This window comes from Zemynaea arenosa (assembly GCF_004614185.1).
Lineage (GTDB): Bacteria > Pseudomonadota > Gammaproteobacteria > Burkholderiales > Burkholderiaceae_D > Telluria > Telluria arenosa.
On the sequence record NZ_SPVF01000153.1, the window covers coordinates 35,795 to 58,270 of the forward strand.

The 22,476-nt window shown below is 65.6% G+C and carries 20 protein-coding genes; 13 read left to right on the plus strand and 7 right to left on the minus strand.

Features of this window, described 5'->3' with window-relative positions; genetic code table 11:
• Nucleotides 1-67: 67 nt before the first annotated feature.
• From E4L96_RS12350 to E4L96_RS12380, 7 genes are all read left to right on the plus strand, one after another.
• Nucleotides 68-514: a hypothetical protein gene (locus tag E4L96_RS12350; protein WP_135207527.1), complete on the plus strand. Its 447-nt coding sequence runs from the start codon at nt 68-70 to the stop codon at nt 512-514.
• A 263-nt stretch (nt 515-777) separates the two neighbouring features.
• Nucleotides 778-1,932 carry an ABC transporter substrate-binding protein gene (locus tag E4L96_RS12355; protein ID WP_135207528.1) on the plus strand — a complete coding sequence of 385 codons (1,155 nt, stop codon included), beginning with the start codon at nt 778-780 and terminating at the stop codon, nt 1,930-1,932.
• Nucleotides 1,933-2,011: 79 nt separating this feature from the next.
• Nucleotides 2,012-2,902 (plus strand): branched-chain amino acid ABC transporter permease, encoded by an 891-nt coding sequence (locus E4L96_RS12360; RefSeq protein WP_135207529.1) that lies wholly within the window; start codon nt 2,012-2,014, stop codon nt 2,900-2,902.
• A gap of 2 nt (nt 2,903-2,904) precedes the next feature.
• Nucleotides 2,905-4,851 (plus strand): branched-chain amino acid ABC transporter ATP-binding protein/permease, encoded by a 1,947-nt coding sequence (locus E4L96_RS12365; RefSeq protein ID WP_135207530.1) that lies wholly within the window; start codon nt 2,905-2,907, stop codon nt 4,849-4,851.
• A 15-nt stretch (nt 4,852-4,866) separates the two neighbouring features.
• Complete coding sequence (locus tag E4L96_RS12370) at nt 4,867-5,589, plus strand: ABC transporter ATP-binding protein (RefSeq protein WP_135207531.1); 723 nt, start codon at nt 4,867-4,869, stop codon at nt 5,587-5,589.
• Nucleotides 5,590-5,629: 40 nt separating this feature from the next.
• The gene (locus E4L96_RS12375; RefSeq protein WP_135207532.1) at nt 5,630-5,989 is read left to right on the plus strand and encodes a DUF4870 family protein; all 360 of its coding nucleotides are present in this window, start codon (nt 5,630-5,632) and stop codon (nt 5,987-5,989) included.
• Between the two features lie 125 nt (nt 5,990-6,114).
• A complete protein-coding gene (locus tag E4L96_RS12380) occupies nt 6,115-7,068 on the plus strand; it encodes a chemotaxis protein (RefSeq protein WP_135207533.1) in 954 nt (317 codons plus the stop codon).
• A gap of 52 nt (nt 7,069-7,120) precedes the next feature.
• On the opposite strand, the gene E4L96_RS12385 is transcribed toward E4L96_RS12380, so the two are convergent.
• The 3 genes from E4L96_RS12385 to E4L96_RS12395 form a co-directional block, all read right to left on the minus strand.
• Nucleotides 7,121-8,290 (minus strand): cystathionine beta-lyase, encoded by a 1,170-nt coding sequence (locus tag E4L96_RS12385; RefSeq protein WP_135207534.1) that lies wholly within the window; start codon nt 8,288-8,290, stop codon nt 7,121-7,123.
• A gap of 82 nt (nt 8,291-8,372) precedes the next feature.
• A complete protein-coding gene (rimO, locus tag E4L96_RS12390; protein WP_181017610.1) occupies nt 8,373-9,845 on the minus strand; it encodes a 30S ribosomal protein S12 methylthiotransferase RimO in 1,473 nt (490 codons plus the stop codon).
• 98 nt (nt 9,846-9,943) lie between these two features.
• Entirely contained in the window at nt 9,944-13,444 is a 3,501-nt protein-coding gene (locus tag E4L96_RS12395) for an indolepyruvate ferredoxin oxidoreductase family protein (RefSeq protein WP_135207535.1), read from the minus strand.
• Nucleotides 13,445-13,565: 121 nt separating this feature from the next.
• Here E4L96_RS12395 and E4L96_RS12400 point away from each other — a divergent pair, with 121 nt between their 5' ends.
• A complete protein-coding gene (locus E4L96_RS12400; RefSeq protein WP_135207536.1) occupies nt 13,566-14,036 on the plus strand; it encodes an Lrp/AsnC family transcriptional regulator in 471 nt (156 codons plus the stop codon).
• A gap of 436 nt (nt 14,037-14,472) precedes the next feature.
• Nucleotides 14,473-14,985: an FxDxF family PEP-CTERM protein gene (locus E4L96_RS12405; protein WP_135207537.1), complete on the plus strand. Its 513-nt coding sequence runs from the start codon at nt 14,473-14,475 to the stop codon at nt 14,983-14,985.
• A 68-nt stretch (nt 14,986-15,053) separates the two neighbouring features.
• On the opposite strand, the gene E4L96_RS12410 is transcribed toward E4L96_RS12405, so the two are convergent.
• Nucleotides 15,054-16,517 (minus strand): sensor histidine kinase, encoded by a 1,464-nt coding sequence (locus E4L96_RS12410; RefSeq protein ID WP_135207538.1) that lies wholly within the window; start codon nt 16,515-16,517, stop codon nt 15,054-15,056.
• A gap of 205 nt (nt 16,518-16,722) precedes the next feature.
• Here E4L96_RS12410 and E4L96_RS12415 point away from each other — a divergent pair, with 205 nt between their 5' ends.
• Nucleotides 16,723-17,208, plus strand: coding sequence for an acyl-CoA thioesterase (locus E4L96_RS12415; RefSeq protein ID WP_135207539.1), 486 nt, complete (start codon nt 16,723-16,725; stop codon nt 17,206-17,208).
• A gap of 211 nt (nt 17,209-17,419) precedes the next feature.
• Nucleotides 17,420-19,045 carry a methyl-accepting chemotaxis protein gene (locus E4L96_RS24675; protein WP_135207540.1) on the plus strand — a complete coding sequence of 542 codons (1,626 nt, stop codon included), beginning with the start codon at nt 17,420-17,422 and terminating at the stop codon, nt 19,043-19,045.
• Here E4L96_RS24675 and E4L96_RS12425 read toward each other — a convergent pair.
• Nucleotides 18,945-19,622 carry a cytochrome P450 family protein gene (locus E4L96_RS12425; RefSeq protein ID WP_135207541.1) on the minus strand — a complete coding sequence of 226 codons (678 nt, stop codon included), beginning with the start codon at nt 19,620-19,622 and terminating at the stop codon, nt 18,945-18,947. The genes E4L96_RS24675 and E4L96_RS12425 overlap by 101 nt on opposite strands.
• A 135-nt stretch (nt 19,623-19,757) precedes the next feature.
• On the opposite strand from E4L96_RS12425, the gene E4L96_RS12430 reads away from it, so the two are divergent.
• Both E4L96_RS12430 and E4L96_RS12435 read left to right on the plus strand, forming a co-directional pair.
• Nucleotides 19,758-20,513, plus strand: a complete 756-nt coding sequence (locus tag E4L96_RS12430) for a CPBP family intramembrane glutamic endopeptidase (protein ID WP_135207542.1) — start codon at nt 19,758-19,760, stop codon at nt 20,511-20,513.
• 31 nt (nt 20,514-20,544) lie between these two features.
• Nucleotides 20,545-21,324, plus strand: coding sequence for a Mut7-C RNAse domain-containing protein (locus tag E4L96_RS12435; protein WP_135207543.1), 780 nt, complete (start codon nt 20,545-20,547; stop codon nt 21,322-21,324).
• Between the two features lie 4 nt (nt 21,325-21,328).
• On the opposite strand, the gene E4L96_RS12440 is transcribed toward E4L96_RS12435, so the two are convergent.
• Complete coding sequence (locus tag E4L96_RS12440) at nt 21,329-22,030, minus strand: MBL fold metallo-hydrolase (RefSeq protein WP_135207544.1); 702 nt, start codon at nt 22,028-22,030, stop codon at nt 21,329-21,331.
• Nucleotides 22,020-22,475 carry a YeeE/YedE family protein gene (locus E4L96_RS12445; protein WP_135207545.1) on the minus strand — a complete coding sequence of 152 codons (456 nt, stop codon included), beginning with the start codon at nt 22,473-22,475 and terminating at the stop codon, nt 22,020-22,022. Before E4L96_RS12445 ends, E4L96_RS12440 begins: the two co-directional genes overlap by 11 nt.
• Nucleotide 22,476: the final 1 nt, after the last annotated feature.

Here is a 22,476-nt window from a genome sequence, read left to right on the forward strand (position 1 = left end):
CTGTAAATTCGGCGCCCGGGGCGCAAACGATTCCGTATCATGTTCGTAATCATAGGGAGATTGCGTCATGAAATACCTCTTTGCCATTGCCGAGCTGGCCGCACTGGGCGGCTGCGCTACCCAGCAACCGGGGCCGCCGAATTACGGCACGCGCGCGCCCACGGCGTATCAGCAGCCGAGCGACCCGCATCAGTGGCATGTGGTCTCGGTGGAAAACGTGAACCTGCCGCCGGGCGCGCCGCGACCGGCCAACGAGACGACCACCGTGCTGCCTGCGCCCTCCGCCTCGCAGCCGTCCGTCGCGTACCAGTCCGCACCGGTCGTCGTCGCGCCGGCGCCGGTCTACGTGCCCGCACCGGTGATCGTCGACCCGTACTACGAACCGTACTACTACCCGCCCGTCTCGCTCAGCCTCGGCTTCATGTTCGGGAGCGGCGGCTGGCACCACGGTGGCCGTGGCTGGGGCGGCGTGCATTGGACCCCGCGCGGTCATGGTGGCCGCGGACGCCGCTGAGCCCATCGCGGCCCAATAAAACCGGCATCCGAAACGCCGTAAAACACCGCACAAAAGCGGTGCAAAAACCTCCCCTCAACGTGGCTGGAAGCGCAAGTTTCCAGCCACGTTTTCCTTACGCGCCGCTTACACAACTCCACTGATTTCCGATTGCTGCGGCGCGTCACAGCAATCGATTGCTGTCGTTCCTAATCGTACCTAGAATGGGTTGCCGATGGATTAACTCATCCACGCACATAACGACGACATAACGGAGATGACACATGAGTTTCAAGGTGAAAGCGCTTGTAGCAGGTCTGGCGGTAGGCTTTGCAATGGCGGCATCGGCCGCTGAGCCGATCAAGATTGGCGTGTCCGGCCCGTTCACGGGTGGCTCGGCCCCGATGGGTGTCTCGATGCGCGACGGGGTGCGCCTCGCGGTCGCAGAAGTCAACGCCAAGGGCGGGGTGCTGGGCCGCCAGATCCAGCTGGTGGAACGCGACGACGAAGCCAAGCCGGAACGCGGCGTGCAGGTCGCGCAGGAGCTGATCAACAAGGAGCACGTGGTGGCCACCGTCGGCTACATCAACACGGGCGTTGCCCTGGCCTCGCAGCGCTTCTACCAGGAAGCCAAGATCCCGGTGATGAACAACGTGGCCACTGGCTCCATCGTCACCAAGCAGTTCGCGGACAAGCCGGAGAACTACATCTTCCGCAACTCGGCCAACGACACCATCCAGTCCAAGATGATCGCGGACGAAGCGCAGCGCCGCGGCTTCAAGAAGATCGCGATCCTGGCTGACTCCACCAACTACGGCCAACTGGGCCGCGCGGACCTGGAGAAGGTGCTGGAATCAAAAGGCATCAAGCCGGTCGCCGTCGAGAAGTACAACATCGGCGACGTCGACATGACCGCGCAGCTGCTGAAGGCCAAGATGGCCGGCGCCGACGTGGTGCTCACCTACGGCATCGGCCCCGAACTCGCGCAGATCGCCAACGGCATGGAGAAATTGGGCTGGAAAGTGCCGATGATCGGCAGCTGGACCCTGGCGATGGCGAACTTCGTCGATAACGCGGGCAAGAACGGTGAAGGCACGCGCATGCCGCAGACCTTCATCCAGGATCCGAACACGCCGATGCGCAAGGCCTTCATCGAGAAGTATGTGGCGACCTACAAGCCGGCTGGCGGCAAGATGCCGTCCGCGGTGTCCGCCGCCCAGGGCTACGATTCGATCCTGCTGCTGACCGCCGCCATCAAGCAGGCCAACAGCACGGAGGGTCCGAAGATCGTGGCCGCGCTGGAGAACCTGAAGGACAAGGTCGACGGCGTCGTCACCACCTACAACAAGCCCTACACCAAGGCCGACCACGAAGCCATCAACGCCGAGAACACGGTGTTCGGCGAAGTGAAAGCCGGACACGTGGTGCTGGCGAAGTAAGCGCCGCACCGAGCAAACGGCCAGACTTGTTTTCAAGCCTGGCCGTTTTTTTGTATGTCGCAGTTGTATGAGGTCTTGAATGGATATCCTGTTGCAGCTGGTCGTCTCCGGCATTGCGCTCGGCATGATCTACGCGGTCATCGCCTTCGGCTATCAGCTTACGTTTGCCACCTCCGGCACCCTCAATTTCGGCCAGGGCGAGGCGCTCATGCTGGGCGCCATGGTCGGCCTCACGCTCGTCGGCACCATCCACGGCGGGCCGTACGTGAACTACTGGCTGATGATCCCCATCGTGATGGTGTTCGGCGCCCTGCAGGGCGTGGTGGTGGAATGGATCGGCGTGCGCCCGGCCATCCGCATCAAGTCTGAATTCGGGTGGATCATGTCCACCATCGCGCTGGCGATCATCTTCAAGAACGTAGCGGAGAACGTGTGGGGCAAGGACAACTACCCCTTCCCCTCGCCGCTGTCGGCGATGCCGATCCAGATCGGCCCTGTCGGCGTGCAGCCGATGCAGATCGCAGTGGTGGTGGGTGCGCTGGCCATCATGCTGGCGGTGGAGCTCTTCAACCGCAAGTCCATCTACGGCAAGGCCGTGGTGGCGACGGCCAATGACCGCGACGCGGCGGGCCTCATGGGCATCAACACCAAACTGGTGATCACGTTCTCGTACGCGCTGTCCTCCGCCGTCGCGGCGTTCGCGGGTGCGCTGGTGGCGCCACTGGCGCAAGCCTCGGCCAACATGGGCGCTTCGCTCGGCCTGAAGGCCTTTGCGGTGGCGATCATCGGCGGGCTGACCTCGGGCATCGGCGCCATCGTCGGCGGCATCATCCTCGGCATCGCCGAAACCTGCACGGGCTTCTATATCTCCAGCGGCTACAAGGAGGTACCCGGGCTTCTGCTCCTGCTGCTGGTGCTGGCCGTGAAACCGGCGGGCCTGTTCGGCAAGACCGCGATCAAGAAGGTGTGACGATGAGCCGAACGACCTTGATTGCATCCATTCTCGGGCTGGCGGCGCTGGCGGTCTTCCCGTTCGCCGTCGCAAACCCCTACTACATCCACCTCGCGCAGACCATCCTGATCTACGCGATCCTGCTGTTCGGCCTCGATATCGTGGTGGGCTACACCGGGCAGGTGTCGCTGGGCCACGCGGGCCTGTTTGGCATTGGCTCGTACATCACCGGGGTGTTGATCACCAAGCTGGGCGTGTCCTGGTGGCTGGCGATTGCCGCGTCGATTGGCGGCGCGGCGCTGTGCGGCGCCATCCTCGCCCTGCCTGCCCTGCGCGTCACCGGCCCGTACCTGGCGATGGTGACGCTGGCCTTCGGTACCATCGCGCAAATCCTCATCAACGAGATGGGTTTCATCACCGAAGGGCCGCTCGGCATCAAGGTGCCGAAGCCGGACGTGGGCAGCTACCACTTCAGCGACCTGGCCTACTACTACCTGGTGTGCGGCTTCATGGTGGCGTCACTGCTGGTGGCGCACCGCATCCTGCGCTCGCACCTGGGCCGCGCCTTCGAGGCGCTGCGCGACTCGCCGATTGCGTCGGACTGCATGGGCGTCTCGGTGTACCGCTACAAGGTGTACGCCTTCGTGATCAGTGCCGCGCTGGCGGGGCTGTCGGGCGGGCTGTATGCCTCGTCGGAGGAATACATCAACCCGAACAGCTACAACTTCGAGCTGACCATCACTTTCCTGCTGGCGGTGATCATGGGTGGGCGCAAGAGCCGCGTCGGTTCGCTGATCGGCGCGGTGATCGTGGTGATGCTCCCCAGCCTGCTGCAGGACATCGAGACCTTCCGCCACATTGCGGTCGGCTTTGCGGCGCTGATGGCGATCGGCGCGGCCTTCCTGCTGGGTAAAGGGCGCACCACGCCGCGCAAGGTGGCGATCCCGGTGATCGCGACCGTCGCCATGGCCGTGTTCTCGTACAAGCTGGAGAACATGACGGACTGGCGCCTCACCATCTTCGGTCTCATGACGCTGTTCGTGGTGTACTACCTGCAGGACGGGATCGTGGGCTGGTTCAAGGCGCTGGTCGGACGCGGCGTGCGGCACGAGGCGGCCCTGGCGCCGAGCTCCGCCGAGGGTGCGCTGATCGGCGTGAGCACCGATGGCAATGGCGCCACGCTGCTGAAGGCCGACCAGGTGCTGATGCAGTTCGGCGGCCTGAAGGCGCTGAACAACGTGTCGCTGGACGTGGCCAAGGGCGCGGTGCATGGCCTCATCGGCCCGAACGGCTCGGGCAAGAGCACGATGATGAATGTCCTCACCGGCATCTACCGGCCCACCAGCGGCGGGGTGCAGTTCGACGGCGTGGCGGTGGTGGGGCGGTCCCCGGCGCAGATCGCGCTGGGCGGCATCGCGCGCACCTTCCAGAACGTGCAGCTGTTCGGCGAGATGACGTCCACCGAGAACGTCCTGGTCGGCCTGCATCATACCTTCCGCTCCAACGTGGCGGATGTGATGCTGCATACGCCGCGCTACCTGCGCGAGGAACGGGCGGCGCGCGAGCGGGCAGCGAGCATCCTGGAATTCGTGGGCCTGTCCGACCTGGCCAACGAAGAGGCGCGCAACCTCCCCTACGGCAAACAGCGCCTGCTCGAAATCGGCCGCGCGCTGGCGCTCAACCCACGCCTGCTGCTGCTGGATGAACCGGCGGCAGGTCTCACCGCGCCGGACATCAAGGAGCTGATGGCCATCATCCGCAAGATCCGCGGCGAAGGCATCACCATCATCCTGATCGAGCACCACATGGACGTGGTGATGTCGATCTCCGATACCGTGACCGTGCTCGATTTCGGCCAGAAGATCGCCGAAGGCACGCCAGCGTCCGTGCAGAACGACCCCAAGGTCATCGAAGCCTACCTGGGCGGCGGCAGCGAGCCGCTGGCTTCGGACATGGCAGCGCAATAGAAAAGGGGCCAAGACATGCTATCCATATCCAATCTCCACGCGGCCTATGGCAAGGTTGAGGTCCTGCACGGGATCTCGCTGGATGTCCCGAAGGGCAAGCTGGTCACGCTGATCGGCTCCAATGGCGCGGGCAAGACCACCACCATGCGCGCCATCTCAGGCATGCTCAGGCCAAAGGCGGGCAACGTCACGCTCGATGGCAAGGACATCACCGGGCTCGATTCGCACCGCATCGCGCGCGCGGGGCTGGCGCATTCGCCCGAAGGCCGGCGCGTGTTCTCCACCATGTCCGTCACCGACAACCTGCTGCTGGGGGCCTTTCCGCGCTTCACCCGCGCGCGGCCCAAAGGGGACGTCAAGCACGATCTCGAGAAGGCCATGGAGCTGTTCCCGCGCCTGAAGGAGCGCCAGCACCAGTTGGCAGGCACGCTGTCCGGCGGCGAGCAGCAGATGCTGGCCATGGCGCGCGCGGTCATGCTCAACCCCGAGGTGATCCTGCTGGACGAGCCGTCGATGGGTCTGGCCCCGATCCTGGTCGAGGAAGTCTTCCGCATCATCACGCGCCTGAAAGCCGAGGGCGTGACCATGCTGCTCGTCGAGCAGTTCGCGGCGGCGGCGCTGAACGTGGCTGACTACGGCTACGTGCTGGAAAACGGCCGCATCTCCGTCCACGGCCCCGCCGCCTCGCTCAAGACCGACCCCAAAGTCATCGCTGCCTACCTGGGCGGCGCCCACTGACCGCGCTTGCTAGAATGGCACCAACTTTTGAGGAGCCACCATGAACCAGACCTACGTGCAAGATGCCGCCTTTGAAAACGTCAAGCAGACCGCGCGGATGCTGTATATCGCGCATGGCGTCTGCTTCTTCTTTTCGCTGGGCGCCTTCAACCTCATCCCGCTGATCATCAACTACATCAAGCGCCAGGACGCCTACGGCACCTACGTCTACTCGCACCATTCGTGGATGATCCGCTCGTTCTGGTACTACGTGGCGCTGTGGGTGATCGGGTGGATCGTGTTCGTCACGCTGATCGGTATTCCGGTGGCGATCCTGATCTGGGGCTTCGCGTGGCTGTTCGAGGCGTATCGCCTGATCCGCGGCTTCGTGGACCTCAACAACGGCCGCCCGATGGAATGAGGCGGTCACCCGGCCGGTTTGAGTATTTGTCATGATGTGAAAAACCGACAGAGCAATACGCCTCTTGGGCTGGCCGCCGTATTCCATCGTACAATTCTGGTGTCTGAGAGCAACTAGGGATAACGATGAAATCAGTGCAGCAGGAAGTCGACGAGCGCAGCAACCTCGCCGGGACCAACAAATTTGAACTGCTGTTGTTCCGCCTGGGCGAAGACGCGCAAAGCGGCCGCTCGGAGCTGTTCGGCATTAACGTCTTCAAGATCCGCGAGATCGTGGCCATGCCGCCGATCACCGCGGTCGCAGGCTCGGTGCCGCACATGCTGGGCGTGGTCAACCTGCGCGGCCAGATCATCCAGGTGCTGGACCTCCCCGCCATCGCCGGTTGCACGCCCAAGACGGGCCTGAACATCATGCTGGTGACCGAGTTCGCGCGCACCACCCAGGCTTTCGCGGTCGAATCGGTGGAAGACATCGTGCGTCTCGACTGGAACCAGGTGCTGTCGGCGGAAGCTTCGACGGCCGGCGGCATGGTGACCTCGATCGCCCGCATCAAGGACGGCGACGAGCAGCGCCTCGCGCAGGTGCTGGACGTCGAGACCATCCTGCGCCGTCTGAACCCGCCCGAGAAGCCGGACGTGGACACCTCCACCATCGGCCCGAAGATCAAGCTGAAGCCGGGCCAGATGGTTGTGGCCTGCGATGACTCGTATGTCGCGCGCTCGATCATCGAGCAGGGCCTGGAAGCCCTCGGCCTGGAATACGTCATGCTCAAGACGGGCAAGGAAGCGTGGGACAAACTGAATACCCTGGCTTCGATGGCCGAGAAAGACGGCGGGACCATCGCCGACAAAGTGGCCTTCGTGCTGACCGACCTTGAAATGCCGGAGATGGACGGGTTCACCCTCACCCGCAACATCAAGCAAAGCCAGAAGCTGGGCGTGCTGCCGGTGGTGATCCACTCTTCGCTGTCCGGTACGACCAACGAAGACCACGTGCGCTCGGTGGGTGCGGACGCCTATGTCGCCAAGTTCAACTCGGACGACCTGGCCTCCACGATCCGCCACGTGCTGAAGCAGTAAGCTTCCCCCGCTCCCGATGCGACGGCGCCGCGGTTCATCCCCGGCGCCGTTTTCATTTTCCCAGTTCGGCCAGTGCCTGTGCCAGGTCCGCGATCAGGTCCTGCGGGTCTTCAAGGCCGATGTGCAGGCGGACCAGCGTCCCCTTGTCGGGCCAGTTTGGGCGCATGCGCTGGACGTTATAGGGCATCACCAGGCTGTGCGCCCCGCCCCAGCTGTAGCCGATCTTGAAGAGTGTCAGCGCATCGACGAAGCGGTCGGTCTGCTGCTCGGTGTAGCGCTCATCGAGCGTGAACGAGAACAGGCCGCCCGCGCCGGTGAAGTCGCGCTGCCACACATCGTGGCCGGGGCAGTCCGCAAAGGCCGGGTGCAGCATGCGGGTGACCTCCGGGCGGGCCTGCAGCCATGTGGCCACGGCGCGGGCGCCTGCATCGTGCGCGTCGAAGCGCACCTTCAAGGACGACAGGCCGCGCATGACGAGGTAGGCATCGTCCGCGCTGACGCCCATGCCCAGCCGCATGTGGGCCATGGCGATGCGGTCGTTCAGGGCGCGGTCGCGCGTGATGACGGCGCCCATCAGCAGGTCCGAGCCGCCGGACTGGTACTTGGTGAGCGCCTGCAGGACGATGTCCGCGCCGACGTCGAAGCCCTTCAGCGCGAGTCCTGCCGACCAGGTGTTGTCGAGAGCGACCAGCGCACCTTTGGCATGGGCGGCCGCCGCGATGGCGGGAACGTCCGGCACCTCCATGGTCACGGAACCCGGCGCCTCCGCCCATACCAGCTTCGTGTTCGGCTGGATCAGCTCCGCAATGCCCGCGCCGATCAGCGGGTCGTAGTAGCGGGCGGAGACGCCAAAGTCGCGCGCCAGCCAGCTCCCCATCTCGCTGTTCGGGTAGTACACGTTTTGCGGCATCAGGACATCGTCGCCCGCCTTGAGCAGCGCCATATCGACCATCGCAATGGCCGCCAGCCCGCTAGGCGCGAGCAGGCCATGCGCACCGCCCTCGATAGCGGCGAGGCGCGCTTCAAGCGTGAAGGTGGTGGGGGTGCCGTGCAGGCCGTAGGTGTAGGCCTGCTTGCTCTTCCAGTCGCCCGAGCGCATCGCGGCAACATTCGGGAACAGGACGGTGGAGGCGTGATGGATCGCCGGCGGGAAGGCCGAGAAGCCGTCCGGCGGCGTGTACGGGTCGTGGATGATCGAGGTGGAGGGAGCGGGCTTTTTCATCGGCGCAGTGTAGCCCAATTGGCTACGGCCTGCGCCCCATGGCGCTCCCCAGGCGCGGTTGCGGGCCGCGCCTGAGCTGCCGTCAGGCGGTCACCGTGCCCCAGAGGTCGTGCGCGTCGGCCTTGGTGATGGTCACGTCCACGAACTCGCCGACGGCCAGCTTCTTGCCCTGCCCCGGCACCAGCGAACGGCGGATGTGGACCACGCCGTCGATCTCAGGCGCGTCCGCGGCCGAGCGGCCGATGGCTTCCTTGCCGCCGACTTCATCGACCAGCACGCGCAGGGTCTTGCCGACCTTGGCCTGCAGGCGCTTGGCGGAAATCTCCTCCTGCAGCAGCATCACGCGCGCGCGGCGCTCTTCGCGCACGTCTTCCGGCACCGGGTTGGCCAGGTCGTTGGCGGTGGCGCCTTCCACCGGCGAGTAGGCGAAACAGCCCAGCCGGTCGATCTGTGCTTCCTTCAGGAAGTCCAGCAGGTATTCGAATTCCGCTTCCGTCTCGCCCGGGAAGCCGGCAATGAAGGTGGAGCGGATGGTCAGGTCCGGGTTCATGGCGCGCCATTGCTGGATGCGCTCGAGGTTCTTTTCGCCGCTGGCCGGGCGCTTCATGCGCTTGAGGACCTCAGGGTGCGCGTGCTGCAGCGGCACGTCCAGGTAGGGCAGCACGTGGCCGCCGCTCATCAGCGGGATCACATCGTTCACGTGCGGGTACGGGTACACGTAGTGCAGGCGTACCCACGCGCCGTACTGCGCGGCGAGCTGGCCGAGCACTTCGGTCAGCTGCGTCATGTGGGTCTTGACCGGGCGGCCGTTCCAGAAGCCGGAGCGGAACTTGACATCCACGCCGTAGGCGCTGGTGTCCTGCGAGATCACCAGGAGTTCCTTGACGCCCGCCTTGAACAGGTTTTCCGCTTCCAGCATCAGCTCCGCGATCGGGCGCGAGACCAGGTCTCCGCGCATGGACGGGATAATGCAGAAGGAGCAGCGGTGGTTGCAGCCTTCCGAGATCTTCAGGTAAGCGTAGTGCTTGGGCGTGAGCTTGACGCCCTGCGCCGGCACCAGGTCCAGGAAGGGGTCGTGCGGCTTGGGCAGGTGCAGGTGCACGGAGTTCATCACTTCGCCCACGGCGTGCGGGCCGGTCACGGCCAGCACCTTCGGATGCACCTTGGTGATGATGTCTTCACCGCTGGCGTCCTTCTTGGCGCCCAGGCAGCCGGTCACGATCACCTTGCCGTTTTCGGCCAGCGCCTCGCCGATGGCGTCCAGCGATTCCTGCACCGCGGCGTCGATGAAGCCGCAGGTGTTGACGATCACGAGATCCGCACCGTCGTAGGACTTGGCGGTTTCGTAGCCTTCCGCGCGCAGCTGGGTGAGGATCTGTTCGGAGTCGACCAGCGCCTTGGGGCAGCCGAGCGACACGAAGCCGACCTTGGGCGCAGCACCGGCGGCAGTCTGCGGCGTGGCGGGGATCAGCACACCGGCGGCATTCGGCGTCACGGCCGGTGCGGAGGTCTCGGAAGCGGTGGCGGAGAGCGGATTGCGGCGGAGTTCAGGCATGGCGAAAACGGCAACGGATGCAATGGGCAATCGGGTATTGTACCGCGATTGCCCTGCCCTCCGCCAGCGCCCCGTGGGCCCGCACCAGCGGCCGGACGTCAGGCCGCGTGGGCCAGATGCTGCACGCTGGCGCGCAGGTGCTTCAGTTCCGCCTCGGCCTTGTCCAGCGCGCGCAGCTTGATGTGGCCGAAGCCGCGCACCTGCTCCGGCAGAGCCGCGATCTTCTGGTAGATCGGCTTGTTGTCGGCCGTGAGGTCGAGCGCCATCTCCTCTACCTGCGCCATGAATTGGTCGCGCCAGGCGCGCTCGCGGCGACGTTCGCCGGTGTAGCCGAAGACGTCCAGCGGCGTGCCGCGCAGCGCCTTGAGCGGCGCCAGGGTGCGGAACACCGGCAGCATCCAGGCGCCGAAGGTCATCTTCTGCGGCACGTCGCTGCCCGGCTTCTTGCGGGCCAGGAGCGGCGGAGCCAGATGGAATTGCAGCTTGAAGTCACCCGAGAACTGGCCGTCGATCTGCGCCTTGAAGGCCGCATCGGCGTGCAGGCGCGCGACTTCGTACTCGTCCTTGTAGGCCATGACCTTGTACAGGCTGCGCGCGACTGACTTGGCCAGCGGCGTTTTCGACGCAGCGCCGTCGAGGGCGCGTTCGCGTTCGGCCACCAGCTGCACCAGGTGCGCATAGCGCTGCGCGTACTGCGCGTTCTGGTAGGCGGTGAGGCGCTGGGTGCGGTTGGCGATGGTGTCCTCCAGCGAGGCCGGGGCGGCAAACTGGATCACCTGGGCCTTGGCGCCCAGCTGGTCCAGCGCCTTGTCGTCCGCGGCGGCCAGGCGGCCGAGCAGGAAGGCCTTCTTGTTCATCTCGATGGCCACGCCATTCAGTTCGATGGCGCGCATCAGGCCAGTGAGCGTGACCGGTACGAGACCTTTCTGCCACGCGTAGCCGAGCATCAGGATGTTGGCGGTGATCGGGTCGCCCAGCAGGCGGGTGGCCGTGCTTTGCGCGTCGAGCGCAAACACGTGGGACGCACCGACCACGCGGCGCAGCTGTTCGAACAGCGCGGGCATATTGTTGCTGGCGTCCGGGTTCTGGGTGAAGGACGCGGTCGGAATCTCGCGCTCGTTCGCCACCACCACGGTGTGCTCCTGGCGCATGACGGCCAGGGCGTCCGGCATGGAGCCGACCACCATGTCGCAGGCCAGCACGGAGTCGGCCTGCTGCAGGTCGATGCGGACCTGGTTCAGCGCCGCCGGCGACGAGGCCACGCGCACGTGGGACATCACCGCCCCGCCCTTCTGCGCAAAACCCATGAAGTCCAGGGTGGACGCGCCCTTGCCTTCCAGGTGGGCCGCCATCGTGATCAGGGCGCCGATGGTCACCACGCCGGTGCCGCCAACGCCGGCCACCAGCATCTCGTACGGTTTGTCGAAGCCATAGGCCACAGGCAGCGGGTAGCGTTCCAGCGCCGCCTCGAGCTGGGCGCGCTCCAGTTTTGCGGCCTCCGGTTTGCGCAGGCCGCCGCCCAGCACCGAGACGAAGCTCGGGCAGAAGCCTTCGACGCAGGAGTAGTCCTTGTTGCAGGAGGCCTGCTCGATCTGGCGCTTGCGGCCCAGCTCCGTCTCCAGCGGGAGGATGGACAGGCAGTTGGACTGCACGCCGCAGTCGCCGCAGCCTTCGCACACTTCCGGGTTGATGAAGAGGCGGCGCGCCGGGTCCGGGTACTCGTCCTTCTTGCGGCGGCGGCGCTTTTCGGCGGCGCAGGTCTGGTCGTACACCAGGACCGTTACGCCCGGCGTGTCGCGCAGCTGGCGTTGAATGAGATCGAGCTCGCGGCGGTGGTGCACCGTCACGCCGCCGGGCAGCGTCACCTGGGCATAGTTCTCGGGGTAGTCGGTCACTACCACGGCCTTGGCCACGCCTTCGCTCAGCACCTGCTGCAGGATCTGCGGCACGGTGAGCTTGCCGTCCACCGGCTGGCCGCCGGTCATGGCCACCGCGTCGTTGTAGAGGATCTTGTAAGTGATGTTGGTGCGCGCGGCGATCGCCTGGCGGATCGCCAGCGAGCCGGAATGGAAATAGGTGCCGTCGCCCAGGTTCTGGAAGACGTGCTTCTTCTCGACGAAGCGCGAAGCCGCGGCCCAGGTCACGCCCTCGCCGCCCATTTGCGTCAGCTGCACGGTGTCGCGCTTCATCCAGGTGGCCATGAAGTGGCAGCCGATGCCTGCGATGGCGGTGCTGCCTTCGGGGACGCGGGTGGACGTGTTGTGCGGGCAGCCAGAGCAGAAGTACGGGGTGCGCACGGCGGCGACGGGATCGCCCTGCAGGTCGGCCTTGCAGAACGCGGGCAGGTACTGATGCAGGTTGAGGCTTGCGAAGCGCGGCGCCAGCCAGCGGATCAGCGTCGGGGCGATGCGCGACGGACGCAGCTCGCCGAGCGCGGACAGCAGCGGGCGCTCCTGCGCATCGGCCTTGCCGATGACGAGCGGGCGCGCCGGGCGGTTGTAGAAGAAGGTCTTGACCTGGTCTTCGATGACCGGGGCCTTCTCTTCCACCACCAGGATTTCGGTGAGACCTTCGGCGAAGGCGGCGAGGCGGGTCTGCTCCAGCGGCCAGGTGAGGCCCGGCTTGTAGACGCGCACGCCCATCTCTTCGAGCTTCGCCAGCGTGAGGCCCATGCGTTCCAGCGCTTCCACCATATCCAGGTAGGCCTTGCCCGCGCTGATGATGCCGAGCTGCGCCTGCGGGGCCGGGACCACCAGCTTGTCGATCGAATTCGCGCGCGCGAAGGCCTGCACGGCATTCAGCTTCTCGTGCACGCGCTGCTCGATCTTGAGGCTGGGGAGGTCGGGCCAGCGGTAATGCAGGCCTTCCGACGGATAGGTGTAATCCGTGGGCGTGGCGAAGACCGGCATGCCCGGCAACTGCACCACGGCGCCGCCTTCCACCGTTTCCGAAATGGCCTTGAAGCCGACCCAGGTGCCCGAGTAGCGCGACAGCGCCCAGCCATACAGGCCGAAGGACAGGTACTCTTCGATGTTCGCCGGGTTCAGCACCGGCATGTGCCAGGCCATGAGCGCGTTCTCGCTCTGGTGCGGCATCGAGGACGACACGCAGCCATGGTCGTCGCCCAGCACCACCAGCACGCCGCCGTGCGGCGAAGAGCCGTACGCGTTGCCGTGCTTGAGCGCGTCTCCGGAGCGGTCCACGCCCGGGCCCTTCCCGTACCACATCGCAAACACGCCATCGACCTTGCGGGTCGGGTCGGTTTCCACCTGCTGGGTGCCCAGCACCGCGGTGGCGCCCAAATCCTCGTTGATCGCGGGGAGGAAGTCGACCGCGTGCTCCTGCAGGATGCCGCGCGCCCGCCACATCTCCTGGTCCACGGCGCCCAGCGGCGAACCGCGGTAGCCGCTCACGAAACCGCCCGAATTGATGCCGTTGGCCGCGTCCAGGCGCTTCTGCATCACCATCAGGCGGACGAGCGCCTGGGTCCCGGTCAGGAACACCCGGCCCTGCTCGCGCTTGAGGTTGTCGTCGAGGGCGTAGTCGGGATCAGCCAGGGGCGGCTCGGGCGGGGCCACGCGGTCGGTGAAGGAATTCATGGGCGGGACATTATTCAGATTTCAATGACCGAAATCATAGTTCCCGCACGGAGGAATATTTTCCTTATCTCCTCAATCGTATGGCAGAATTCGGAGAAATTCTCTCAATTTAGCCAGACAAATGAAAAATCATTCCTTGGATACCGCCAGCATCAAGATTCTTGAGCTGCTCCAGCAGAACAGCGAGATTTCGACCGCGGAGCTGGCGGACCAGGTGGGCATCTCCCAGACCCCTTGCTGGCGGCGTCAGAAAGAGCTGGAACACGAGGGCTACATCCAGCGCTACGCGGCCATCGTCGACCGCCGCAAGGTCGGGCTGATGGTGTGCTGCCATGCGCACGTGACGCTGAACCGGCACGCGGCCGGGGTGGTGGAGGAATTCGAGCAGGCCATCCAGCTGCGCAGCGAGGTGGTCGAGTGCTACGAGACCACCGGCAATTCGGACTACACCATCAAGGTGATCGTGCCAGACATGGAGGCCTACCAGGCCTTTCTGCACGACGTGCTGTTCAAGCTGAAGGGCGTGAACCAGGTCAATACCGCCGTCGCGCTGCGGGAGGTGAAGTACACCACCGCGCTCCCCGTGCGCTGAGCTCGTCCTTAGCCTCAAGAAATTTTACAATCTGCAAGTCTAACCAGGCGGCTCCCGCTCCGGCGTGGCGGGCGCCCTCCGCCCGCCAGCTGACTCATCATAGTGTCGCCTATGCCCGACACTGAATATTTCGTATCGGAATTTGATACTTTGAAATATTTAGGATGGGAAAGGATTTGCGTGTGCTACCGCACACAAAACAAAAAAATCCCCGCAAAGCCTGCGCACAATTGCCATCTTGGCAAACATAATCAAAAAAACATTGTTAAGCTTGCTCCATCTTGATGAGTTCGGTTGACGTCTGCGGTGGATGGCAATCGATGGATCGAGGTGCAGGGCTTACGAGCGGCACTGGAATCCAGCTCATCGAGTGACCCGGTCTCCACACCTGGAACCGGCTGCAGCTTAACTTTAACTTGTCACTTGGAGATCAAAGATGAAACTGAAGACCCTCGCCGCCGCAGCGGTACTCGCCCTGGGCACCACTGGCTACGCTTTTGCTGACGACCAATCCTTCGACGCTGGCTCGATCCCCCTGTCCCCGGACATGTGGGCCCAGACCGTGATGCACCAGGCTGGTTCGTTCACCGACACCTTCACCTTCTCGATCCAAGCCGGCGACCTGTCGTCCTCGGCCAATCCGCTGAACGTGAAACTGGGCAACGTTGATGTGTTCAACATCAGCAACCTGAGCTACACCATCTGGTCCGGCTCGGACAACCTGGGCACCTTCGCTGGCGACAACACCACCTTCACCAACACCCTGGCCGCTGGCGACTATGTGGTCAAAGTGATGGGTGACGCTGACGGCGCCATGGGCGGCACCTACGGCATCGCAATGCAACTGGCTGCTGTTCCGGAGCCGGAAACCTACGCCATGCTGCTGGCTGGCCTGGGCCTGGTGGGCTTCATGTCCCGCCGCCGCAACACGAACGAAAAGTTCGCTTAAGCTGCACCGTGACGGGGCCCGCGCGAGCGGGCCCTTCACAACCAAGCCCTGCCTTGTTCAGGGCTTCCCTATTCCTGACGCGCCCGGACCGGCGCCTGCAACGGCAGGCTCGCCACCGCAGGCGCGTTTGTCTTATGGGCGGGCCGCACCGGTGCCGCCGGCAGGCTCTGTCCGGCGGACGGAAACGCCAGCCGCACCTCGGTGAACTCCCCTTCGCGCGAGATGCACTCGATGCTGCCGCCAAACGCCGTCAGCACCTTGCGGCAGAACGGCAGACCCATGCCGGTGCCGCTGCTGCTGGTGGTGAAAAACGGATCGAACACGTGCGGCAGCACGTGCGGGGCGATGCCACAGCCGGTGTCGCGCACCAGCAGGCGGCCGCCGTCCACTTCGCGCCAATAGGCCAGCTCCACCTCCCCGCCTTCGCGCACCGCGGCCAGGGCATTCTTCAGCAGGTTGTACAGCACGAACACCAGCAGCGGCGAGGAGCCGAAAAAGGCGCAGTCCTCCTGCCGACCCAGCCGCACCCGATGGCGCAGGCCGGGCTCGAACGGGTAGCAGGCCATGGCCTCGTCCACGCAGGCCGCCAGCGAATGGACGCCGAAGCTGCGGGTATCGAACTCGCCCTCGCGGGCGTTCACCAGCACGGTTTCCGCGATGAAGTTGGAGCGCCGCACCTCGGCCTCGATGGACTGGCCCAGGTCACGCAGATAGGCCAGTTGCTGCGGTCCCAGGGTGCGGCCACCGCCCGCCGCCACCGCCTGTTCGTAGCCCGAGATCAGCTCCGGCAGACCCTTCGCCAAGGCCCGCGCCTGGCTGCGGATGGTCGCCAGCGGCGTGCGCAGCTCGTGCGCCAGGGTGGCGGCCAGCAGCATCGGATTGGCCAGCAAATGGTGGCGCGCGATGGCCTGGGCGATGATGCCGAGGCTGAGCGCGATGAACAGTACCCCCGGCGGATACAGCTGCAGCCCGTAGTTGCACAGGTAATCGACCGCAGCCAGGAAATAGATCAGCAAGCTGGCAAAGCAGTAGCGCAGCCGCACCCGCTCGGCCGCCAGCGCGCTGTCCATGCGCCGGTGCAGTAGGAACAGCGCGCGCAGCATCACCACGCAGGTCTGCACCACGTGCAGCGGATGCAGCACGCCGGCGCGCGGGTAGTAGCCAAACGGCAGCCACCAGGTACCGCTGACCACCAGGTTGGTCCAGGGCAGCAGCGCCGCCAGCCCGGCCGCCAGCAGCAGCGACGCGCCGACCCGGCGCAATTCGTCCGGCGCGCGCGTGATCTCCGCCACGAAGTAGTAGATCGCCGTCGGCAGGAACAGGATCAGCGCGTAGCCGGTGCGGGCCAGCACGTTCGCATGCACCGGGTCGTGCACCCCGAACAGGATCGACCAGGTGAACTGCCAGCAGAACGTGATCAGGCAAACCGCAAAGAAGGAGCAACTGACGCGGTTTGCGCCGCGCGAGACGAGGACGTAGGCACCATAGCCGAGGAACAGCAACGACACCAGCGCGGGCAGGATCGAAGGCATAAGTCCTCACAAGGAAGGGGTTGAAAAATAGTAACAAGGCGCCTTGCTTGACGTCTACGGAAGTTCCGCACTACCTGACCGAAGCTTGTGGCACGTCAAACGCGCGATGCCCGGAAACACGTTTTATTGCAATACCGGAAGAAAATCCGGGTTTGCTCAAACATGCCGATGCCTCGTCTCTATAAGCCCCACCACGGAGAAACCGATGACTGTGCACCTGCCCACTGACCCGGCCGTCACCACGCCGGGGCTCGCCTCCGCCGCCCGGACCGCAAGCCCGTCCGCCGGCATCTACCGCCACTCGATGACCATCTGCCTGAAGGATTCAAATGCCTACGGGAATACCTATTTTTGCCGCTACTTCGAGTGGCAGGGCGTGTGCCGGGAACGCTGGTTCCACGACTGCATCGACCCGGACATGCTGCAGGCCGAGGGCGTGCTGATCACACGGCGCGCGGAGCATGAGTTCGAGCAGGAGACCTTCCCGTTCGATCACATCGACTGCGAGCTGCAGGTCGCGCAGCTGAGGCGCTGTTCGCTGTGGCTGGAGTTCCGCTTCTTTTCCGGCGGCCGCCAGGTCGGACAAGGACGGCAGCAGATCGTCTTCGCCAATCACGCGCGGCAGATCACCGCCTTTCCCGCCCACGTGGTGGACAAGATGCGCCGCTACGCCACCCGCGGCGGGGCTTGAATAGCCAGCCGGCGGCGGCCGGCCTCCCCCGGGCGGCATGCGGCCGGATTGGCGCGTCGCGCGCCAACCCAAGGGAAAAAGCGGCGCCGCCCATTTCTGCATCCAAAAAGCAACAATAGTGTTGCCTTGGAATTACTTTTCGCAGCGATCGACCGGGCCGGTCCCTATACTCAGAGTCGTCCCCCTTTACGCCCTTCCCTGGCCCTGGAATATGAAACTGCAAAATCTGAAAGTCGGTCACCGTCTCGCCCTCGTGATGGCGGCCATCCTGTGCCTGAGCGGGGCCATGCTCGCCGGCGCCCTGTATCAACTGGACCGCATCTCTGCTGCCAAGACGATCATGGCCAGTGCCAGCGACCAGGCGATCCTGGCCCAGCACTGGCTGAACGGCACCGCCACCAACGGCGTCCGGACCGTGGCCCGCATCAAGAGCACCAGTCCCGAGGACGAGCAGTACTATGCCAGCGAGATGAAACGGGTCAGTGCCGAGATCGACAAAGTGCAGAAGCGACTCGAGGCACTGATCGACTCCGCCCGCGGCAAGGAGCTGGTGGCGGCCGTCGCGGCCAACCGTAAGAGCTACCTCGCGATGCGCGACGAAGCTTATCGCCGCAAGGCAGAGGCCGGCGGCGATCCGGCCACCATCGCCCCGTTCGTCACCGGACAGGTGTTGCCGGCCCTGAGCCGCTATGTCCAGTCGGTGCAAGCCGTCGCCGCCTACCAGGAGTCCTTGTCCGACGTGGCCCAGGCCCATATCGACGACCTCAACCGGACGGCGCGCTGGTTCATGGCCATCGTCGGCCTGATTGCCCTGGGCAGCAGTGCCCTGTTCGGCTATCTGCTGACCCGCAGTATCACCACGCCCTTGCACCGCGCCGTCGGGCTCGCCGAGCAGGTGGCCGCGGGCGATCTCACGGCACACATCGAGGTCAACCGCAGCGACGAAGTCGGCACCCTGCTCGGCGCCCTCAAGCGCATGAGTGACAACCTGCGCCAGACCGTGACCGAAGTGCGCGCCGGGACGGAATCGATCGTCACCGCGTCCCAGCAGATTGCCAGCGGCAACCAGGACCTGTCGGCGCGCACCGAACAGCAGGCGGCCTCGCTTGAGGAGACGGCCTCGTCCATGGAAGAACTCACCAGTACCGTGCGCCAGAATGCCGAGCACGCCGACCGGGCCCGCAGCCAGGCCCTCGCCACCGCGGCGCTGGCGGAACAGGGCGGCGAGGCGGTGCAGCGCGTCATCGCAACCATGGGCTCGATTTCGGAATCCTCCCGCGAGATTGGGCAGATCATCGCCGTCATCGACGGCATCGCCTTCCAGACCAACATCCTGGCCCTGAATGCCGCCGTCGAAGCCGCCCGCGCGGGTGAACAGGGCCGGGGGTTCGCCGTGGTCGCCAGCGAGGTGCGCAACCTCGCGCAGCGTTCGGCTGGCGCGGCCAAGGAAATCCGTACCCTGATCACCGGCACCATGGACAAGGTCAATGACGGCACCCGGCTGGTGGACGGCGCAGGATCCAGCATGCAGGACATCGTCGCCGGCATCCGCACGGTGACCGAATTGGTGACCGAGATCGCCGCCGCCAACGCCGAGCAGAGCGCCGGGATCGAACAGGTCAACACGGCGGTGATCCAGATGGACGGCGTCACCCAGCAGAACGCGGCCCTGGTCGAGGAAGCGGCAGCGGCGGCCACGTCCATGCACCACCATGCCCAGGCGCTGGCCGATGTGGTCAGCACCTTCCGTCTGAACCAAGCGCCGGTCCGGCGCCGTACGCCAGCGGGCAGCGCGGCGGCGCATCTGCGTTCCCCGCGCCCCGCTCTCGCCGCCTGATCCGATGACGCTGCGGCTGTCCACAGTCGTGGACCGGATAGGCCTCTACGCCACTCGCGCGGCCTGAACCGCCAGCCGCACCTCCACCATGATGAAGCCGCTCGCCGGGCCGGTTGGCATCCGGCGGAGCGGCACCTCCAGATCCTGCGGCGGCACGCGGAACGCGATGCCGGACGCCAGGAACCGCAGTGCCACCGGCCCAGGCTGCCGCGCTCTCGTGCAGGCGGCGACGGAATCCCACGGCCAGCGCCTCGATCCGGTCCGGCGCCATCAGCCAGGTGAGCATCAGCTGCTTGCGCTTGGCGTGCATCTCGTCATCCAGCCCCTGTACCCCGCCGCGCCCGACCAGCGTCGCCACGACCCGGTGCGGCAGCGCGCCATGCCGGACAAAGCGCCGGTTGTCGCAGAACAGCCACGCCGCCTCCTCCCCCATCATCACGATGGCGGGCTGCGCCATCAAGCGCGTGGCGAAGATGTCGCTGCGCAGCTGGCGGAAGCGGTTGCGCCCGAACTCGTACCCTTCCAACAGAAGCGCCGCGCTATCGTCCAGCCCGCGCGCCCACGGTATCCCGGCCATGTGCCCTCCCTTCCGTCTATGACTACGCTGCCGCCCGGCGGTTCCCTCGTCCTCACCTGTGCGCGGCCGCCACTTTGACAACCTCTGCGCCGCCCGCTACAGTGCCGCCGTCTTTATTTACAGAAAGGATTCAGCGTGAACCTGCGACTGCTCGTCGAGATCAGCATGCTGCTCGCTGCCTTGGGCTTTGGGGCCTATGCCATTGTCACGCGACGCCGCCAGGGCGTGCCGCTGGTGGACGCACTCGGCCTGCGCTGGCGCAGCGGCAGTGCGCTCGATCTTGCGGCAGGTATCGCGATCGCCGGGCTGGCCATGGCGGGCATCTACCTGGCCGAAGCGGGACTGGGCGGGATCGGCACTGCGCCGCGCACACCTGAACAGTCTCTGGGCATGCTCGCCCTGCTCAAGATGCTGTTCACGTTCAAGGAAGAACTTCTGATGCGCTCGCTGCTGCTGACCGGCCTGCTGATCGCCCTGCGTGGCCGCGCCTGGGCAGCGATCGGCCTGAGCGCCCTCGCCTTCGGCTGCATCCACCTGAGCAACCCAGGCAGCACGCTGCTGTCGGTGACGAACAATTCTTTGGGCGGCGTGATGTACGGGATGGCCTTCCTGCTCTCCGGCAGCCTGTGGCTCCCGATCGGCCTGCATTTCGCCTGGAACTTCGTGCAGGGTCCGCTGCTCGGCTTCCCCGTGAGCGGCCTCGATTCCGGCGGCCTGCAAACGATCGTCGACCACGGCCCCGTCTGGCTCACGGGCGGCATCTACGGCCCCGAGGGCGGCCTGGTCGGCATCGTGTTCCGCTTCCTGATCATTGCCGCGGTGCTGCTGTGGACAAGCCGCCGGGAGCAGCGGCTTTCACGGCCTGCCCAGCAAGCTCGCGCCGTCCAGTAGGCGCTTGGCTTAGGCTAGGCGGCGAATGCCGATGTTCGCCGCCCAAGTGAGAACTTCCGCCACCGCCACTTTCCGCTTCTACGAGGAGCTCAACGACTTCCTCGCGCCCCAGCATCGCAAGCGCGACGTCACGCTGCGCTGCGCCGAATGTGCCACCACCAAGCACATGATCGAAGCGCTCGGCGTGCCGCACACCGAGGTGGAACTGATCCTGGTGAATGGCGAGAGCGCAGGCCTGGACCGCCTCATCGAAGAGGGCGACCGCATCGCCGTCTACCCCAAGTTCGAACGCTTCGACATCACCGGCCTGCTGCGCGTGCGCGAGCGTCCGCTGCGCAGCCCGCGCTTCGTGGCCGATGCCCACGTGGGCGGCCTGGCGCGCCTGCTGCGCATGGCCGGCTTCGACACGCTGTACGACAACAACTATCACGACGCCGAGATCGAAATGCTGGCCGAAGCCCAGCAGCGCATCATCCTCACCCGCGACCGCGACCTGCTCAAGCGCGGCAGCGTGACCCATGGCTGCTACGTGCGCGCGCTGAAGCCCGAGCCGCAGTTCCGCGAGATCATGGACCGGCTGGACCTGCATTCGCTGGCCCGCCCCTTCACGCTCTGCCTGCACTGCAACGCCCCGCTGCGCCCCATCCCCAAGGCGGAAGTGGAAGAGCAGCTGCCACCTCTGGTCCGCGCGGGGCAGCAGGACTTCGTCACCTGCGAAGTGTGCCGGCGCGTCTACTGGAAGGGCACGCACTGGCAGCGCATGGCCGCCCTGCTGCAGCGCGCCGCCATCGGGCCCGCGCCTTCCACGTGAATGCTCAAGCGCTGTGCGGCAGCCCCAGATTGCGGTTGGCCGGCACTGCCACATCGATCAGCTTCGGCTTGGGCAGGTGCAGGTTCGCCATGATCTCCACGAACTCCGCGCGGGTGCGGTTGGCCAGGCGCGCATTGTGCCGCTTCTCCCAGCCGATGGTGGACACCGATTGCCCCTTGTAGTCGTGCGCGGGCCAGACCAGCGTGTCGTCCGGCAGCGTGAACAGCCGCTGGGTCACGCTGTCATACAGCGCTTCCGCGCTCCCGCTCTGGAAGTCGGTGCGTCCGCAGCCATCGATCAGCAGCGTATCGCCCGTGAACACGTTCCCGCGCCACAGATAGCACATGCTGCCGCCCGTGTGGCCCGGCGTGTGGATCACGCGGATCTCCTCGTTGGCGCCAAAGCGCACCGAGTCGCCGTCGTTGAGCTGCAGCTCCGCGGGCGGAATCCCGCAGCCGCTGGGCACCGCCGTGCGCGCCCCGGTCATCTCGTGCAGCCGGCCGGCCGACGTCACGTGGTCCGCATGGGCGTGCGTCTCCAGCACGTAGGCCAGTTCCAGGCCGAGGCGCTGGAGGTGGGCGAGGTCGCGCTCCAGGTTGTGGTCCACCGGGTCGATGATGACCGCGGCCTTCTCGCCCGGCATGGAGAGGATATAGGTGTAAGTCGACGACTCGGCGTCGAACAGCTGGACCGGATTACGTTGCATGGCTGTGTTCTCCCGGCGCGCGCAGGCGCCTCTCTTTCAGTCTTTCGATCGCCTCGAAGGCCACCATCCCCGCCAGCATCGCGAGCGTGAACACGATGGCCTTCCGGCTGCCCGCCGCCGAAGCCACCAGCGCCGGTCCCGGACAAAAACCCGCGACACCCCACCCGGCGCCGAACAGCAGCGCTCCAGTGACGAGGCGCACATCGATCCGCGTGGCCTCCGGCAGCCGCATCGGTTCACCGAGCAGCGAGGTAGTGCGCTTGCGCGCCACGCCAAACGCCACCAGCCCCACCAGGATCGCCCCGCCCATCACCAGCAGCAGGGACGGATCCCACCTGCCGGCGAGATCGAGGAAGCCGAGCACCTTGGCCGGATTGGCCATCCCGGACACCACCAGGCCGGCGCCAAACACCAGGCCCGCGACAAATTCCACAATGATAAGCATG